The sequence below is a fragment of the Anaeromicrobium sp. genome (assembly GCF_025210435.1).
Classification (GTDB): Bacteria; Bacillota; Clostridia; order Peptostreptococcales; family Thermotaleaceae; genus Anaeromicrobium.
Genome location: NZ_JAOART010000085.1, coordinates 1 through 17,600 on the forward strand (window position 1 = coordinate 1; position 17,600 = coordinate 17,600).

General features: G+C 33.1%; 15 protein-coding genes. All 15 read left to right on the forward strand.

Annotation, left to right across the window (positions count from 1 at the left end):
* Window positions 1-223: 223 nt before the first annotated feature.
* Complete coding sequence (locus N4A57_RS10110; RefSeq protein ID WP_293657871.1) at window positions 224-706, forward strand: TspO/MBR family protein; 483 nt, start codon at window positions 224-226, stop codon at window positions 704-706.
* 192 nt (window positions 707-898) lie between these two features.
* Window positions 899-1,732, forward strand: a complete 834-nt coding sequence (cdaA, locus tag N4A57_RS10115; RefSeq protein WP_293657872.1) for a diadenylate cyclase CdaA — start codon at window positions 899-901, stop codon at window positions 1,730-1,732.
* A complete protein-coding gene (locus N4A57_RS10120) occupies window positions 1,713-2,966 on the forward strand; it encodes a CdaR family protein (RefSeq protein ID WP_293657873.1) in 1,254 nt (417 codons plus the stop codon). Before cdaA ends, N4A57_RS10120 begins: the two co-directional genes overlap by 20 nt.
* 533 nt (window positions 2,967-3,499) lie before the next feature.
* Window positions 3,500-4,417, forward strand: coding sequence for a phosphate butyryltransferase (locus N4A57_RS10125; protein WP_293657874.1), 918 nt, complete (start codon window positions 3,500-3,502; stop codon window positions 4,415-4,417).
* Window positions 4,418-4,421: 4 nt separating this feature from the next.
* Window positions 4,422-5,492 (forward strand): butyrate kinase, encoded by a 1,071-nt coding sequence (gene buk, locus N4A57_RS10130; protein ID WP_293657875.1) that lies wholly within the window; start codon window positions 4,422-4,424, stop codon window positions 5,490-5,492.
* Window positions 5,493-5,500: 8 nt separating this feature from the next.
* Entirely contained in the window at window positions 5,501-6,181 is a 681-nt protein-coding gene (locus N4A57_RS10135) for a nucleotide-binding protein (RefSeq protein ID WP_293657876.1), read from the forward strand.
* A gap of 39 nt (window positions 6,182-6,220) precedes the next feature.
* The gene (locus N4A57_RS10140; RefSeq protein WP_293657877.1) at window positions 6,221-6,436 is read left to right on the forward strand and encodes a 4Fe-4S binding protein; all 216 of its coding nucleotides are present in this window, start codon (window positions 6,221-6,223) and stop codon (window positions 6,434-6,436) included.
* Window positions 6,437-6,447: 11 nt separating this feature from the next.
* On the forward strand, window positions 6,448-7,506 hold the full coding sequence (locus tag N4A57_RS10145) for a 3-methyl-2-oxobutanoate dehydrogenase subunit VorB (protein WP_293657878.1): 1,059 nt from the start codon (window positions 6,448-6,450) through the stop codon (window positions 7,504-7,506).
* Window position 7,507: 1 nt separating this feature from the next.
* Window positions 7,508-8,254: a thiamine pyrophosphate-dependent enzyme gene (locus N4A57_RS10150; RefSeq protein ID WP_293657879.1), complete on the forward strand. Its 747-nt coding sequence runs from the start codon at window positions 7,508-7,510 to the stop codon at window positions 8,252-8,254.
* Window positions 8,255-8,803: a 2-oxoacid:acceptor oxidoreductase family protein gene (locus N4A57_RS10155; RefSeq protein WP_293657880.1), complete on the forward strand. Its 549-nt coding sequence runs from the start codon at window positions 8,255-8,257 to the stop codon at window positions 8,801-8,803.
* A gap of 136 nt (window positions 8,804-8,939) precedes the next feature.
* On the forward strand, window positions 8,940-10,286 hold the full coding sequence (gene glmM / locus N4A57_RS10160) for a phosphoglucosamine mutase (protein WP_293657881.1): 1,347 nt from the start codon (window positions 8,940-8,942) through the stop codon (window positions 10,284-10,286).
* 657 nt (window positions 10,287-10,943) lie between these two features.
* Window positions 10,944-12,773 carry a glutamine--fructose-6-phosphate transaminase (isomerizing) gene (gene glmS, locus N4A57_RS10165; protein ID WP_293657882.1) on the forward strand — a complete coding sequence of 610 codons (1,830 nt, stop codon included), beginning with the start codon at window positions 10,944-10,946 and terminating at the stop codon, window positions 12,771-12,773.
* A 159-nt stretch (window positions 12,774-12,932) separates the two neighbouring features.
* On the forward strand, window positions 12,933-13,781 hold the full coding sequence (locus N4A57_RS10170; protein ID WP_293657883.1) for a TnsA endonuclease N-terminal domain-containing protein: 849 nt from the start codon (window positions 12,933-12,935) through the stop codon (window positions 13,779-13,781).
* On the forward strand, window positions 13,778-15,922 hold the full coding sequence (locus N4A57_RS10175; RefSeq protein ID WP_293657884.1) for a transposase: 2,145 nt from the start codon (window positions 13,778-13,780) through the stop codon (window positions 15,920-15,922). Before N4A57_RS10170 ends, N4A57_RS10175 begins: the two co-directional genes overlap by 4 nt.
* A complete protein-coding gene (locus N4A57_RS10180; protein ID WP_293657885.1) occupies window positions 15,903-17,600 on the forward strand; it encodes an ATP-binding protein in 1,698 nt (565 codons plus the stop codon). Before N4A57_RS10175 ends, N4A57_RS10180 begins: the two co-directional genes overlap by 20 nt.

Genomic DNA, 17,600 nt, shown 5'->3' on the forward strand with positions numbered 1-17,600 from the left:
TAGAAGTTCCTTAGATGAACTTGTGTATGACATATATAATATATATACCGAATATAGTGAATATCCAGATAAAGTTTATTCGTTAACAAATGTTAGAAATTTCCTAACATAAAACAAGGTTTTTACCAAGAAATCTATATATAGATTTCGTATTTATAAACCAGCTCTATGTGTGCCTATTTCAGGAAAATTTATTAAAAATGGAGGGATTATTATTTTTAAGGTGAAGGGAAGAACAAATTACTTTGCTGCATTTGTAAGTATATTTATAGCTCAAATGACAGGCCTTTTAAGTAGTTACTTTACTAGAGGGTCAATGGGGAGTTTTTATGCTGAATTAAAAAAGCCAGCCTTTGCTCCACCACCATGGGTATTTGGGGTAGTATGGCCTATTTTGTATTTATTAATGGGAATAGCCTCTTATAGAATATGGATGAGTAATAAATATGACAATGGAAATAAAAAAGCATTATTTTATTACGGCCTTCAATTATTTGTAAACTTCACTTGGAGTATTATATTCTTTGGAATGGAAAATATAGGGTTGTCAGTTATAGCTATTATAATATTGTTAGGTTTAATAATAATTACTATTAAGGAATTTAGTAAAATTGATAAAAAAGCTGCAAGTTTAATGATTCCCTATCTAATATGGGTAGTCTTTGCTACTATACTTAATATATCCATATGGATTATGAATATGTAAAACATAAAAACACATTTCCTGGGAAATTTAAAAGAAGAATAATGGAGAATAAAAGGGAAAAAGGAAAAGCTTAGTAAAGTTTTCCTTTTTTTATTTGGCAGATATTAATAATAATACTTGAAGGGTTATCCTATTAATATTAGAATATTAATATAGTAAAAAAATTGTGAAGAGTGAAAAGAGGTGGTAATTTTGGAAGGGATTTTAGAGATATTTTTAAACATAGGAATAAGAGACATTATGGATATGGCTATTGTGGCCTTTGTTTTTTATAAGTTATTAATGCTTATAAGAAATACTAGTGCAGAACAATTAATAAAGGGAATATTAGTATTATTAATTGCCACCAAATTAAGTGACTGGATGGGATTTTATGTAACTAACTGGATACTAAAAAATACTATGACCGTGGGAGTGATTGCCCTACTTATAGTATTTCAACCTGAACTTAGACGTGCCCTTGAGCACATTGGTAGAAGCAAATTATTCTTAAACTCTATAATGGAGTTAGATACGGAACAAATAGAAAAATATTCTGATAGTATAGTGGATGCTGTATTTAATTTGGGTAAAGATAAAATAGGTGCATTAATAGTAATGGAAGGTGAAACGGGACTCTCTGATGTAATCGAAACGGGAACTATCATAAATGGGGAAATTTCTACGGAATTATTAATTAATATTTTTATACCTAATACCCCCCTTCATGATGGGGCTGTTATCATTAGAAATGGAAAGATTATGGCAGCAGGATGTGTTTTGCCTTTAACATCTAATCCTAATATAAGTAAAAAATTAGGAACGAGACATAGGGCTGGAATTGGAGTAACAGAAAAATCAGATGCTCTAACCATTATGGTATCAGAGGAAACGGGAGCCATATCCGTTTCTAGGGAAGGTAAATTAACTAGATTTGTAGATGAAAGATTATTAAGAAAAATAATAAAAAATGCATATGAACAAGAGGAGAGGCAGCCTTTATTAAGGATGATATGGAGGCGAAAGAATGACAAAGATAAAAAATAAAACATCGAAGATGAAAATAAAAAGATTAGGATTATTTGGAAATAATACCAATCTAAAACTGGTATCAATTCTCTTTGCCTTTGTAATGTGGTTATATGTAATGGGAGAGGTAAATCCTCAAACTACTATAGAATTAAAGGGAATACCTGTTACCCTTTTAAATGTGGAAAGTTTAAGTAAGAAGGGACTTCTCCTAATGGGGGAAGAAAAATTTTTTGTAAACGTGAAAGTAGAAGGTAGACGTAATGATTTATACACAGTAAGCTCTAGTGATATTGTAGCAAATGCTAGCTTAATAGGTGTGGGAAAGGGAATAAATAGTATTCCTATCAATATAAATATGCCTAATAATATATCATTAAGTAGAATAAGTCCACCAGAAATCAGGATTACAATAGATGAAATAGTAAAGAAAGAAAAAAGAGTTATCCCAAACAAGGTAGGTACTCCTGTAGAAGGTTATAGTGCGGAAGAAGGCATTCTATCTGAAAATAAGGTTATGGTAGAGGGACCAGAGACCATAGTAAACACAGTAGACACAATAGTGGCAGAGGTAAATGTGGCTAATCTAAAAAATACTATTGAAGCTAAGGCCTTATTAAAACCTATAGATAAAGAAGGGAACGTTGTAGAAGGAGTAACCCTGAGTAAGGAATATGTAAGTGTTATTATGCCCATACTAAGGGTTAAGGAAGTACCTCTATTACCCTCTTATAAAAGTAATACTAGGGTCAGTGAAGGATATAAACTTACAGGGACGAAACTAGCATATAAAAATATAACTATAAAGGGTGAAGTTGCCCTATTAGAAAATATAAACTATGTAAAGATAGAACCCATAAACTTAAATGACCTGAATAAAAACACAACTAAGAAAATGAAAATCCTAGTGCCTAATGGTATTGAGACAATTGAAGAATATGTGGATATAGAATTGGTAATAGAAAAGATCATAGATAAAAAGTTTGTCTATTCAAAGAATGACCTGGAGCTTATTAATTTAAAAGATGGATTGAGTTTATATAAGGATGTGGTTCCTAATTGGATAGAAGTAATAGTTAAAAGTGTACCAAGCCAAAGGGTAACAGAATCTGATATAGAACTATATTTTGATGCTAAGGATTTAGATGAGGGCCTTTATGATATGGAAGTTCAATATAGGTTTAATAAGGAAATAGAAGAAATAAAAATAGAACCAGAGGTTGTACCTATTGAATTGATTAAAAGTGAATAAAATTAGGGAATATGAAAAGGTGAAGTTTAAAATAAGCTCCACCTTTTTCATATGGCTAAAAGGCCAATCTGAATTAAGTTTTATTTTATGGGTATAATATTATAGATTTATTATGTGGGAACTTGCTTTATGTGGGCCTACTTCAGGAAAATATTGAAAATCTTTTCCACCCAAGTCCTTGTCACAAGCGAAAGTGTGAATCTTCGTATATAGGTTCATGTGTCATGTTGGAGTACCATAGGATGTTGTGACGTTCCAGGGTTCCAAAGATTTTCAATCGTTTCCCTTATAGGCAAGTTACTGTATAAGGAAAGCTTAGTGTTGATAAATTTATGATGAGAACAGAATGTGTTACTTTCTTAAAAATTGTGAAATAATACTTGCCCATGTAAAGGCTCAATCTATTGAAAAATAGCCAAAAAATTCACTTATCATATGGGGGTTAAAACTACTGAACATTCTGACAATTAACAGTAAATATAGAAAATTGTGAAAATATATATTAAAATATATATAGGTGGTGGTAATTAAACATGGAAAAGATCCAAGAAATAATCTCTTATGCCCAGGGAAAGGGACCAATGACTATAGCCGTGGCTTCAGCTGAGGATAGGGACGTATTATTAGCTGTAGACAGAGCTAGGGAGTTGGGAATAGCAAGAGGCATATTAGTAGGAGACAAAGAAAAGATCGAAGAAGTTGCTAAGGATACAAACATTAATTTGACAGATTATGAAATTATACATAAAGAAAATATGCAAGATGCATCGTCTGAAGCTGTAAAACTAGTCTCAAGTGGTAAAGCCCATATTCTCATGAAGGGATTAGTAGATACGGCTGTAATCCTAAAGGAAGCTCTAAATGCTGACTATGGATTAAGGGAAGGTAAGTTACTTAGCCATGTGGCCGTATTTGAGCCACATAACTATGATAAGTTACTTTTAATGACAGATGCAGCTATGAATATTGCACCAGATTTAGAAAAAAAGAAAGAAATAATCAAAAATAGTATTAAGGTGGCAAAGGCCCTTGAGGTAGATACACCTAATGTATGTGTCATATGTGCAAAGGAAAAGGTATCACCAAAGATGGAAGCCACATTACATGCTAAGGAACTAGAAAGACTCAATAGGGAAGGCCAAATAAAGGACTGTGTAGTGGGAGGTCCCTTTGGACTTGATAATGCCATATCAAAAGAGGCAGCCATCCATAAGGGTATAGAGCACCCTCTTGCTGGAGTTGCAGATATTCTTTTAATGTCTAATATTGAGGCTGGAAATGTATTTTATAAGACTATGGTATTTTTAGCTAAGGATAAAAATGCTGGAGTAATAGTAGGTGCGAGTGCTCCTATAGTATTGACATCTAGGGCAGATAATGATGAAGCAAAATTAAATTCCATAGCTTTATCAGTACTTATGGCAATTAAGAAAGAGGAAGGGAGCATATAGGGAAATGAAATACAGAATACTTACCATAAACCCAGGGTCCACATCTACAAAAATAGGTGTGTTTGACGGAGAAGAATTAGTCTTTGAAGAAACGCTAAGACATTCTAGTGAAGAAATAGGACAGTTTAAAAGGATTTATGATCAATACAATTTTAGAAAAGATGTTATTTTAAGTGTACTTAAGGAAAACGATATTAAACTTGATAGTTTAAATGCCTGTGTAGGTAGGGGAGGTCTTCTAAAGCCCATAGAAGGAGGAACCTATGAAGTAAATGATCCTATGATAGAGGATTTAAAGGTTGGAGTTCTTGGACAGCATGCTTCAAATCTTGGAGGTATAATTGCAAAGGAAATTGCAAAGGACTTAAATATAAGGGCTTATATAGTAGATCCTGTTGTAGTTGATGAGATGATAGACTTGGCTCGTGTATCAGGAATGCCTGAATATGACAGAATGAGCATATTCCACGCATTAAATCAAAAGGCTGTGGCAAGAAAGGCAGCTAATGAGTTAGGAAAGAAATATGATGAACTTAATTTTGTAGTTGCTCACCTAGGTGGAGGCATATCTGTAGGAGCCCATGAACTAGGAAAGGTAATAGATGTTAATAATGCACTAGATGGAGAAGGTCCATTTTCACCTGAAAGATGTGGAACTGTACCAGTTCGTAAGATTATGAAAATGGCCTTTTCTGGAGAATATACTGTAGAAGAATTTAATAAAAAGGTTAGTGGAAAGGGTGGATTAGTTGCATACCTAAACACTAATGATGGAAGAGATGTAAAGAAAATGGTTGCTGCTGGAAATGTTCAGGCAGGAGTAATATATAAGGCTATGGCTTATCAAGTTGCTAAAGAAATAGGTTCCATGTGCGTTGCACTTGGGGGTAGAGTTGATGGAATTATTTTAACGGGTGGTATAGCCTATGATAGTGAGTTTGTAGACTGGATTAAAGAAAGAGCAGAATTCTTGGGAAAAATATTTGTATATCCAGGAGAAGAAGAACTAAGAGCATTGGCAGAAGGTGGTCTTAGGGTATTAAAGGGTGAAGAAGAAGCCAAAGTGTATGCATAGGTGATAATATGAAGGATCATAGAATAAAAATTATAACGGGGTATTTTGGAAGTGGTAAAACTGAGTTTTCAGTTAACCTTGCCATAAAGCTTCATAATGAAGGTAAAAAAGTTGTCATAGCTGACTTGGATATTATAAACCCATATTTTAGAAGTAGAGAAAAGGCTAATATCCTAAAAGAGATGGGAATAGAAGTAATATCTAGTAGTATAGGACACCAAAAGTCCATGGGAATTGATTTGCCAAGTATTTCAGCATCCGTATTAAAGCCCATAATAGATAAGTCTTACTACGGCATATTAGACGTGGGAGGAGATCATAGTGGTGCTAGGGCACTTAAGAGATATGTAAATCATCTTAAAGAAAAGGGATATGAAATGCTTTATGTGATTAATAAAAATAGAGTATTCTCTAATACTAAGGAAGAGGTAATAGAAAATATTAGTAAAATAGAGGCAGTATCAGGTCTTAAAGTAACAGGTCTTGTTAATAATACCCATCTACTAAAGGAAACAGATGTGGATACAGTAATGAGTGGCCAAGTATTAAGTAGGGAAGTATCTAATGAGTTAGGTATACCAATACTTTATACTAGTGCAATAAAATCCATAGTAGAAAAGTTACCCAAAGATGTAGATGGAGATATTTTACCAATAAATATGTATATGCGTGAAGCTTGGATGCTTTAATATTGCCATGCTTTCATGTTTTGAGAGGAGGACCCACTATTGGCTAAAGGAAGAGTTCATTTCAGAGAAGAAAGATGTAAAGGGTGTGAGCTTTGCACCACCGTATGTCCAGTAAACATTGTAAAGATGGATAAGGAAAGAATCAATCAAAGGGGGTACAATCCAGCAACTGTAAGGGAAATGGATAAATGTATCGGATGTGGGAATTGTGCAACTATATGTCCTGATTTAGTAATTACTGTAGAGAGAGAATAGGGGGCGAGCTTATGTCAAAAGTATTGATGAAAGGGAACGAAGCTATAGGAGAAGCTGCAATTAGAGGTGGATGTAAATATTTCTTTGGATATCCAATAACACCTCAAAATGAGCTTCCAGAATATATGGCTAAGGAAATGCCAAAGCGTGATGGAGTTTTTTTACAAGCAGAAAGTGAAGTAGCAGCAATAAACATGGTATATGGATCTGCTGGTGCAGGAGGAAGGGTAATGACCTCTTCATCATCACCAGGGATTGCACTTAAACAAGAGGGTATTAGTTATATAGCAGGAGCAGAATTACCCTGTGTTATAGTTAACATCTCAAGGGGAGGACCTGGTCTTGGTGGTATTCAACCATCTCAAGCAGACTATTTCCAATCTACTCGTGGTGGTGGAAATGGAGATTATAGACTTTTAGTTTATGCACCAGCAACACTGCAAGAAATGGTAGATTTAGTTATGGATTCCTTTGAAGTGGCAGATTATTACAGAAACCCAGTTATGATTGTGGGCGATGGTATGATTGGACAAATGATGGAACCTGTTGAATTTAGAGAACCTAAGAAAAGAGATTTAGAGACAAAGACTTGGGCAACTACTGGTACTAAGGGACAAAGAAAACCAAATATAATCAATTCCTTAGCCCTTGATCCTGCAAAACTTGAAGAGCATAACTTTAAACTTCAAAAGAAATACAATGAAATGGAAAAAAATGAAGTAATGTATGAGAACACTAACATTGAAAATGCAGAGTTAGTAATAGTGGCATATGGTACTACTTCAAGAATCGTAAAGAATGTTATAGAAGAATTAAAAGAAGAAGGAATTAATGTGGGACTAATAAGACCTATAACTCTATGGCCATTCCCAACTAAGGCTTTTGATGAAATTCCTGAAAGTACAAAGGCAATATTATCTGTAGAAATGAGTTTAGGACAAATGGTTGATGACGTTAAAATAGCATCTAATGGAAGATGGCCTGTTCATTTTTATGGAAGAACTGGTGGAATGATTCCAGAACCAGGAGATATTAAATCAAAAGTAAAAGAAATCTTAGGAGGTAGATAAGATGGCTGTAGTTTTTGAGAGAACTAATGGACTTGTGGACATACCTACACACTACTGTCCAGGTTGTACCCACGGGATTATTCATAGATTAGTAGGTGAATGTTTAGAAGAATTAGGCGTATTAGGAGAAACTATAGGTGTGGCTCCTGTTGGATGTTCAGTCCTAGCTTATGACTATTTTAATTGTGATATGCACGAAGCTGCCCATGGTAGAGCACCAGCAGTGGCTACTGGAATAAAAAGAACATTACCAGATAAGGTAGTATTTACTTATCAAGGTGATGGTGACTTAGCTTCCATAGGAGCTGCAGAAATAGTTCATGCAGCCCATAGGGGAGAAAAGTTTACAACTATATTTGTAAATAATGCCATCTATGGTATGACTGGTGGACAAATGGCACCAACTACTTTAATAGGACAAAAGGCTACAACGGCTCCATATGGTAGAGACGCAGCCAATTCAGGAATGCCCCTTAAAGTTGCTGAAATGCTTGCAACTATTGATGGTGCAGTATTTGTTGAGAGGGTTTCTGTACATAATCCTGCCAATATTAGAAAGACTAAAAAGGCTATCAAAAGGGCCTTTGAAATTCAATTAAAGGGACTTGGATTTGGTATTGTGGAAGTATTATCCACATGTCCAACAAACTGGGGAATACTTCCTACAGATTCATTAAAGTGGTTAGAAACTAATATGATACCATATTTCCCACTTGGAAACTTACGTATGCCTAAGGAGGTGGAGTAAATGAAACATTCTATCGTATGTGCAGGATTTGGTGGTCAAGGGGTAATGTCTATGGGCCAACTTCTATCTTATTCATCAATGATAGAAGGTAAACAAGTTTCATGGCTTCCATCCTATGGACCAGAAATGAGAGGTGGAACTGCAAATTGCCACGTTACCATTTCTGATAAGCCAATAGGATCTCCAATCATAACAAGGGCTACTGTTGCCATAGTTATGAATCTACCTTCCATGACTAAGTTTGAAGATATGATTGAAGAAAATGGAGCCATGTTAGTAAATAGCTCCTTAATAGATAGAAAAGTTGGAAGGGATGACGTGGTTGGCATATACATTCCAGCTAATGAAATAGCCCTAGAAATTGGAAATGCAAAGGCAGCTAACATGGTAATGTTAGGAGCTTTCTTAGAATATTCTAATATAGTTAATGAGGATTCTATAATAGAGGCATTTAAGAAGGTATTTGGAAAGGGTAAGGAACATTTAATAGACCTTAACAAAGAAGCTTTAAAGCGTGGACGTGAAGTATATAAAAAGAATATGGCATAGGTAAAATGCAGGAAGAAATTCCTGCATTTTTTATGTATAAAATTGGAATAAATTGAATGAATTCTAAATATGTGATAGAATAAAATAGATTAGGAGTATTTCTCTAAGTTATGCATTTTTGGAGAGGAGTATAATGATGGGAAAGTTGTTTGGGACTGATGGTGTTAGAGGTATTGCAAATACAGAACTAACGGCAGAGATGGCGTATAAGCTAGGAAGAATAGGTAGTTTTCTACTTACTAAGGGAAAGAAAAAGGCAAAAATAGTAATAGGAAGAGATACTAGAATTTCAGGTGATATGTTAGAATCAGCTTTAGTTGCAGGTATTTTGTCAACAGGTTCAGATGCACTATGTGTTGGAATTGTGCCAACACCAGCAGTGGCGTACTTAACTAGATATTTTGAAGCAGATTGCGGAATCGTAATATCTGCATCGCATAATCCTGTTGAGTATAATGGAATCAAATTTTTTAATGAGGAAGGGTTTAAACTGCCTGATGAAGTAGAAGAGGAAATAGAAAAACTTATACTAAATGGGCAAGATATAGAAGCAAACCCTACTGGAGAGAATTTAGGAAGAAAAATAGAAATTGATGATGCTATAAAGAAATATGCAAGTTTCTTAAAGGGTACATTAGATACGGATTTAAGAGGATTAAAGATTGCAGTTGATTGTGCTAATGGCGCATCATACGTAGCCGCACCATCCGTGTTATCTGCCTTAGGAGCAGAAATTAAAATGATACATCATAAACCTGATGGATTAAATATTAATGTAGCTTGTGGTTCTACTCACCCAGAGGATTTACAGAAGTTAGTCCTTGAGTGGGGTGCAGATATTGGTCTTGCCTTTGATGGAGATGCTGATAGGATCATAGGAGTAGATGAAAAGGGTCAATTGGTAGATGGAGATAAAATCCTTATGATTTGTGGAAAACACTTAAAATCTAAGAAAAAGCTACCCCATGACACTATAGTTGCTACTGTAATGAGTAATATAGGTTTCCACAAGGCTCTTAAAAAAGCAGGATGTAAGGCCATAGCTGCTAAAGTGGGAGATAGATATGTACTAGAGGAAATGAAAAAGGGAGGATATGTCCTAGGTGGAGAACAATCAGGTCATATAATCTTCTTAGATCATAATACTACTGGTGATGGACTTTTATCTGGATTACAGCTACTGAGTGTAATGAAGGATAAAAATCAAAAGCTATCTAAGCTTGCAGGTGAAATGACTACCTACCCACAAGTATTAGTAAATGCTAAGGTGAGTAATGCAAAGAAACACAAGTACATGGAAGATGAAAAGATTGCAGGAGAAATAAAGAGACTAGAAGAGATAATGCATGGCGAAGGAAGAGTCCTTATCCGACCATCTGGAACGGAACCACTGGTTAGAGTAATGCTTGAAGGAAAAGATATAGAAGAATTAAAAGTATTAAGTGAAAAATTAGCAGAACTAATTGAAGAGAGATTAAACTAAACTATAAAATATAGGTAAGAGGTGCATGATTGCACCTTTATAGATTTCGTATTCATAAACTTGCTTTATGTGAGCCTACTTCAGGAAAATATATTGAAAATTTTTTCCATTGAAGTCCTTGTCACAAGCGAAAGTGTGAATCTTCGTAGATAGGTTCATGAGTCATGTTGGAGTAGCATAGGATGTTGTGACGTTCCACAATTCCAAAAATTTTCAATATATTTACCCTTGTAGGCAAGTTACTGTATAAAGAGAGTTTAGTGTTACGAAATCTATAACCTATGTTAATTTAATCTAGTGGTACATATGAAAAGGCAAATGCATAAAATGTAGTGAACTCCTAATTGGGGTTGCAAGATTCCCTAAATAAATCTTGTAAAATGAAAAAAGCGCCAGAACTTAAATATGAGCGGAAAAAAATATTTAAGTTGACGAGGTCAGGGTTTATCGAAGAATTCGGCGGATGCCCTGCGGTACATCACTACCGTTAAAGATTTTACAAACCTTTTAAGTGATTAAAAGAACAAAGAAAATCAGGTGATTAAAAAATAAATATGGTGCTATAAATAGGGTAGTTAAAAAAATCCTTAAAAAACTACTCACAATATTTTATTGTCAAAAACGGCTAAACTAAATGTGAAAGTGAGGAATTTAATAATGTGTGGAATCGTTGGATATATAGGAAATAACAGGGCAGAGAATGTATTAGTAGATGGACTTAAAAAGTTAGAATATAGAGGATATGACTCGGCGGGAGTTGCTATCTTTGATGAAGGTGAAATAAAGGTAAGAAAATATAAGGGGAGAATGGCTAACCTAGAAGAACATTTAGCCAAGGAAGATATAAAGGGAAGCTTAGGAATTGGTCATACAAGATGGGCAACACACGGAGAGCCATCTGATAGAAACTCCCATCCTCATACAAATGTATCAGGAAGTATAGCTTTAATTCACAACGGAATTTTAGAAAACTATATGCAATTAAAAGAATGGTTAATCGAAATGAAGGGTGACATATTCAAATCTGAAACGGACACGGAAGTAATAGCTCACTTAATTGACCATTACTATGAAGGGGATTTATTAGATGCAGTATTTACTGCCGTTGGAAAGATGGAAGGTGCATACGCCCTTGGAGTAATCTGTAAGGATGAACCAGACAAAATCGTTGCAGTAAGAAAGGACTCTCCACTTATAGTGGGACTTGGAGAAGATGCAAACTATATAGCATCAGATATTCCAGCCCTTTTAAAATATACTAAGGATATGTATCTAATAGAAAATGGTGAAACAGTTCTTTTAGAGAAGGATAAAGTAACTATATACAATGAACTTCGTCAAGAGGTAAAGAGAGATGTGTTTGAAGTAACTTGGGATGCTCAATCAGCAGAAAAAGAAGGATATGAGCACTTCATGATTAAAGAAATAAACGAACAACCAAAGGGAGTTCATGACACATTACACAGAAGATTAAACAAGGAAGAAAAGATCGAGTTAGATGGAATTAAATTAACTAAGGAAGACTTAGATAAAATAAATAAGGTTTATATAGTGGCGTGTGGTACGGCTTATCATGCAGGACTAGTTGGAAAATATGCCATTGAAAAGTTTGCAAAAATACCAGTAGATGTGGCAGTAGCATCAGAGTTTAGATATTCAGATCCATTTATTGATGAAAACACATTATTTATTGCAGTAAGTCAATCGGGAGAAACATTAGATACACTAGCAGCCCTTCGTGAAGCGAAGAGAAAAGGTGCTAGAATCATGTCTGTAGTAAACGTGGTTGGATCATCCGTGGCTAGAGAATCGGATGATGTATTCTACACTTGGGCAGGACCTGAGATTGCCGTTGCATCAACTAAGGCATATACAACTCAGCTAGTTTCCATGTATTTAATTGCCCTATATATGGCAGATACTAAGGGAAGCATCAGTAAAGAGAAATATACGGAAATAGTAAATGAGTTAAAGACTATGCCAGTGAAAATTGAGAATATAGTTAAAAATGATGAAGAATTACAAAGGTTAGCTGATGGTCAGTTTAACAAGGAAAATGCCTTCTACATTGGTAGGGGACTAGATGTTCATGTGGCAAGGGAAGGATCATTAAAGCTTAAGGAAATCTCATACATTCACTCTGAAGCAATTGCAGCAGGAGAACTTAAGCATGGTACTATTGCCCTAATAGAAGAAGGTAGATTAGTTGTAGCATTAGCTACTCAAGATAGATTATATGACAAGATGTTATCTAACATCCAAGAAGTTCGTGCTAGGGGAGCTTACGTTATAGGGGTAGCCAAGGAAGGTAATAAGGAGATTGAAAAGACTGCAGATAAGGTTATATACATTCCAGATACTATGGATGAACTAACTCCTATATTATCTGTTGTACCACTTCAGTTATTATCTTATTACATTGCAGTAGCTAGAGGTTGTGACGTTGATAAGCCGAAGAATTTGGCAAAAAGTGTAACAGTGGAATAGGTATGGAAAAAAAGATGGGTGATTTGTAAGGTTACAAAAAAGATTGATAATTTACAACAAAGATTGATACTTTACAATAAAGTTTGATATTTTACAATAAAGATTGATAAAATCACTTCTCATAGGATAGAATATACCTAGGAGAGGTGATTTTTTATTATGTCTAAAAGGAAAAGAAATTTCACTGAAAACAGAAGAATTAAATTAATTAAAGAAGGCAGAGGCAGTGGTACTGGAAGTGAATATCTACCCTGGATTAAAATACAAGATGTATCATCAAAAGGTAGAAGTACTAGATTAAAAGGAATTAAGACCAAAAGACAGCATGAATTTTTATCAGATATGGAAAGAGACTATTTTTATATTTTGGAATTTTCAGATATAGTTATGGATATAAGAGAGCAATTTCCATTATTACCTATAGATGAAACTATACTTATAGCTAAAGAATTAGGAATTGAACATCCCAAGGATCCAAAAACAAAAGAGCTTATTGTAATGACAACAGATTTTCTGGTCACTTCTAAAAGGAATAATAATACTGTAGATTTTGCTAGAACAATAAAATCCTATGATGATTTAATGGATAGTAGGATTATAGAAAAATTTGAAATAGAGAGACGATATTGGGAAAAACGTGGTATAGATTGGGCCATAGTAAGTGAACAAGAGATAAATAAAACTGTTGCTAAAAATATAAGTTATGTACATAATTACCACTCACTTAGAGAATTAGATGCCCTAAAAGATATAGATTCTAATATAGTAGAAGATTTAATATTAGGATTTACTAGTAAGTTGCTAGATGAAGAAGATACAATACGAAATATTTCTAATAATTTTGATAGAGATTTTATGTTAATACAAGGTACTGGATTATCAATATTCAGGTATTTAATAATTAATAAAATTATTGATATAGATATATTTAAGCCTATTGACGTAAATAAAAATATAAAAGTAAGTATTTCACAGAAAGAAATTGATGGGGAGTTGAAAGTAATATGATGCTAACCAATACAGTATTACAATATAGAGATAGTGGAGATCGAATTAGAGTAATACATGAAAGTGAAAGCAAAGTTTTTATAGTAGATTTAAACAAAGATACTTCTATGCCTAAGTGTATAGATAAAGAAAAAGTAGAAGCAGAAATTTATAATGAAGTACTTATAAAAATAATTGACCCATATATAACAAATGTTGAAGAAAATACTATTCCAGAAAAGCAAAGAAAAAAAAGAGATGAAGAATGGGAATATATAAGCTATTTATGGCCTATCCATATGGAAGAATTATTATATAAAAATAAGAGAAATTATATTATAAAAAATATAGCTATTGAAATTGGAGTAAAAGAATTAAAATTAAAAAGGTTATTAACTAGATTTTGGCAAAGAGGAATGAATAAAAATGCTCTACTTTCAGATTATAAAAATTCAGGAGCAAGAGGAAAAGAAAGAAATCTTCAAGATAGGAAGGTTGGCCGCCCTAAAAAAGCTGATTTTATGGGAGATGTACAAGAAGGAATAAACATAACAGATGATGTAAAGAAAATCATAAATTTTTCAATTAATAAATTTTATAGAAAAAAAGAAAAGCCCACATTGAAAGCTGCATATAATTCTATGCTTAAGGAATTCTTTTCAGACAGATATACAGAAAATGGAGAAGTTAAGCACAGAGTGTGGAGCAAAGAAAGAATACCTACATATAGACAATTTTATTATTGGTATAACAAGTATGAAGATATAAAAAAAGATATAACATTTAGAGAAAGTAGCAAAAACTTTGACTCTAACTATAGGCCTATAACAGGTAATAGTAAAATGGAAACAGATGGACCAGGGACTAGATATCAAATAGATGCAACTATAGCAGATGTGTATTTGGTTAGTTCTGTAAATAGAAATCGAGTAATCGGAAGACCTATAGTATATATGATTATAGATGTATATTCTAGATTAGTTACAGGAATCTATACAGGGCTAGAGGGCCCGTCTTGGATGGGTGCTATGATGGCTTTAGATAATATGGTAGTTGACAAAGTAGAGTTTTGTAAAAAATATGGTATAGATATAACAAAGGAACAATGGCCATCTAATCATTTGCCAGAAATAATAATAGCTGATAGAGGGGAATTTGAAGGTTATTCTGTTGAGAAGTTAATTAATAATTTAAATATTAGAATAGAAAATACACCTCCATATAGAGGTGATGCAAAGGGAATAGTAGAGAGAAGTTTTAGAACAACTAATGAGAAAATTAAACATAAGACACCAGGAGCAATCCAAAAGGAATTTAGACAAAGAGGGGATAGAGACTATAGATTAGATGCTACATTAACCTTAGAAGAATTTACTCAGATAATAATTAATTTAGTGCTGCATCATAATCGAAAAATAGTAAGTGGATATCCTATGGATAAAGAAATGATATCTGATGAATTAACTCCTACTCCAATAAATCTATGGAACTGGGGTATTAAAAATAAAAAAGGAAGATTAAAAATTGTAGATAGAGATATTATGAGATTAAATCTTTTACCTAGGGGAACTGCCAGTATATCAAGGGCAGGACTTAAGTTTAAAAAGCTATTTTATAGTTCACAAAAGGCTATAGAAGAACAGTGGTTTATAAAATCTAAACAAAGACGAGTAGAAGTTATATATGATCCTAGAAATATGGACTACATCTATGTTATGCATGAAAATGGGATTGAATACGAAGTGTGTCATTTACTAGAAAAGAGTATCCAGTATAAGGGCAGTATATTAGAAGAAATCTTATTTCAAGAAGAATTAAATATGGAGCTTATTGAATGGGAAAGAAACGAACAAAATCAAATTCAAGTAGATGTGGACAAGGAAATTGAAGATATTATAAAAGAATCTTTAGCAAAGAAAAAAGCCACTGTTACAGAAACCACATCTAAATCTAAACAGATTAAGAATATAAGAGTTAACAGGGCTATAGAAAAAGAGATAAATAGGCAAGAAGAGAGTTTTAAAATAGGTGTTGAGAAAAAGGAAGGCATTATAAAAGAATTTAATAAATCAAAAGGTACAGAAGGCGAAGAAAAGGATACTAGAAAGAGTAGATTAATGGATAAAATCAGAAAGAAAAGGGATGAGCAGTTTGGAAGATAATAACCTAGCTCCGTTATTGAAGGGGAGAATTGAAGAAGCTCATTATAAAGAGCAAGAACTTGAAGAGTACGAAAATAATCCTTTTATAGAAGCCTTACCGCCTATTTTTTCAGAAGAAGAAGTATTAGATAGGTTTATAAAATACCCTATACCTAATGATCAAGATAGAGAAAGAAATAAAAATATAAGATTTCATATGATAAAGAGGCTAAAAAACTTTATACAGCCATTACCTGATCATATAACTATAGAAAATAAATTATCTACTATGATTAGACGTGGATATTTAGCTAGAAATCCTATGGATATAAGTTATATAAAGAGACAAAAGATATTAAATGAAATTCATAATGAAAATAAAAAAGAAGCTTTAGAAACACTAGAACGTAATATGGAACATATACGTTCAACAGCAGATTCATTATCTATTATTGGTATATCTGGCATAGGAAAAACCACAGCAATAGAAAGGCTATTACAGATGTATCCACAAATCATCAAGCATGAAGAATACAAAGGAAAGATGCTTAGTAGAACACAGATTGTATGGCTAAAAATAGATTGTCCCTATGATGGTAATCTATCTACACTATGTAAAAGTTTTTTTAAAGCAATAGATGATTTATTAGGTACTAGGTGGCTACAAAAATATGGTTATTTAAATAGAATAACATCATCTATGATGCTTCATATGACCACATTGGCCAATCTATATGGTATAGGTGTATTAGTAATAGATGAAATACAGCATTTAATAAATGCTAAGAACGATTCAGAGGAAATGTTAAACTTTTTTGTTACTTTAACTAACACTATTGGTATTCCTACAGTTTTCATAGGAACTTTTAAGGCACTTAAAATATTTAAAAGAGATTTTAGACAAGCCAGGAGGGCTGGTAGTGAAGGTAATATAATATGGGATAGAATGGCCAAAGACAGTGAAGAATGGGATTACTTTATTGAAACTCTATGGGATTTTCAATGGCTAAAGACTCAAACTAAGCTAACTGATAAATTAAAAGATTATTTTTATGAGCATTGTCAAGGAATAACTGCAATAGCAGTAAATTTGTTTATATTAGCCCAGGAGAGAGCCTTGAATACAGATAGTGAAAAAATAACTAAGAAAGTTATAAAAGAAGCTTCTAAAGATGATTTACATATGATACAACCTATGATAAAGGCTTTAAAGAATGGCAATTTAAAAGAAATAATGAAATATGAAGATATAGCTATAAACTTAGACGATATAAGTTTTCAGCATAAAAAAGATATTAATATATTAGGAAAGATAAAAGAAATGGCTGATAATCAGCAAAAATATTATGAGATAAAAAGAAATAATAAAGTGGAAGATTTAGTGGCAGATATGGCTCAATTGGTAATATTCGATGAAGTAAAAGATGAAGAATTATATGAGTTAGTGAAAAAAGTGGTAAGTAAATTTGGTATAGAAGATGATTATAATCTAATAAAATCCGAATGTATAAAAAGAGCATTAAACCTTAATGAAAAAAAGAAAATGGGGAAAAATAAATCTGTGGATGTAGCCTATGAAAGCAATGACTTAAGAAAGTTACTAAGTATAGCAAAGGATAAAGGAGTACATGCACATGAAATATTAAAAAAGAAAGGTTATATTAAAGACCCTATAAAGGAATTTATGAAGGCGGAATAA

What these genes read in the sequence shown, in the direction of transcription:
- N4A57_RS10145 (WP_293657878.1), top strand. Translation starts at nt 6,448, where the DNA reads ATGTCAAAAGTATTGATGAAAGGGAACGAAGCTATAGGAGAAGCTGCA.
- N4A57_RS10135 (WP_293657876.1), top strand. Translation starts at nt 5,501, where the DNA reads ATGAAGGATCATAGAATAAAAATTATAACGGGGTATTTTGGAAGTGGT.
- N4A57_RS10120 (WP_293657873.1), top strand. Translation starts at nt 1,713, where the DNA reads ATGACAAAGATAAAAAATAAAACATCGAAGATGAAAATAAAAAGATTA.
- N4A57_RS10180 (WP_293657885.1), top strand. Translation starts at nt 15,903, where the DNA reads ATGAGCAGTTTGGAAGATAATAACCTAGCTCCGTTATTGAAGGGGAGA.
- buk (WP_293657875.1), top strand. Translation starts at nt 4,422, where the DNA reads ATGAAATACAGAATACTTACCATAAACCCAGGGTCCACATCTACAAAA.
- N4A57_RS10150 (WP_293657879.1), top strand. Translation starts at nt 7,508, where the DNA reads ATGGCTGTAGTTTTTGAGAGAACTAATGGACTTGTGGACATACCTACA.
- N4A57_RS10125 (WP_293657874.1), top strand. Translation starts at nt 3,500, where the DNA reads ATGGAAAAGATCCAAGAAATAATCTCTTATGCCCAGGGAAAGGGACCA.
- N4A57_RS10170 (WP_293657883.1), top strand. Translation starts at nt 12,933, where the DNA reads ATGTCTAAAAGGAAAAGAAATTTCACTGAAAACAGAAGAATTAAATTA.
- glmS (WP_293657882.1), top strand. Translation starts at nt 10,944, where the DNA reads ATGTGTGGAATCGTTGGATATATAGGAAATAACAGGGCAGAGAATGTA.
- N4A57_RS10155 (WP_293657880.1), top strand. Translation starts at nt 8,255, where the DNA reads ATGAAACATTCTATCGTATGTGCAGGATTTGGTGGTCAAGGGGTAATG.
- glmM (WP_293657881.1), top strand. Translation starts at nt 8,940, where the DNA reads ATGGGAAAGTTGTTTGGGACTGATGGTGTTAGAGGTATTGCAAATACA.
- N4A57_RS10175 (WP_293657884.1), top strand. Translation starts at nt 13,778, where the DNA reads ATGATGCTAACCAATACAGTATTACAATATAGAGATAGTGGAGATCGA.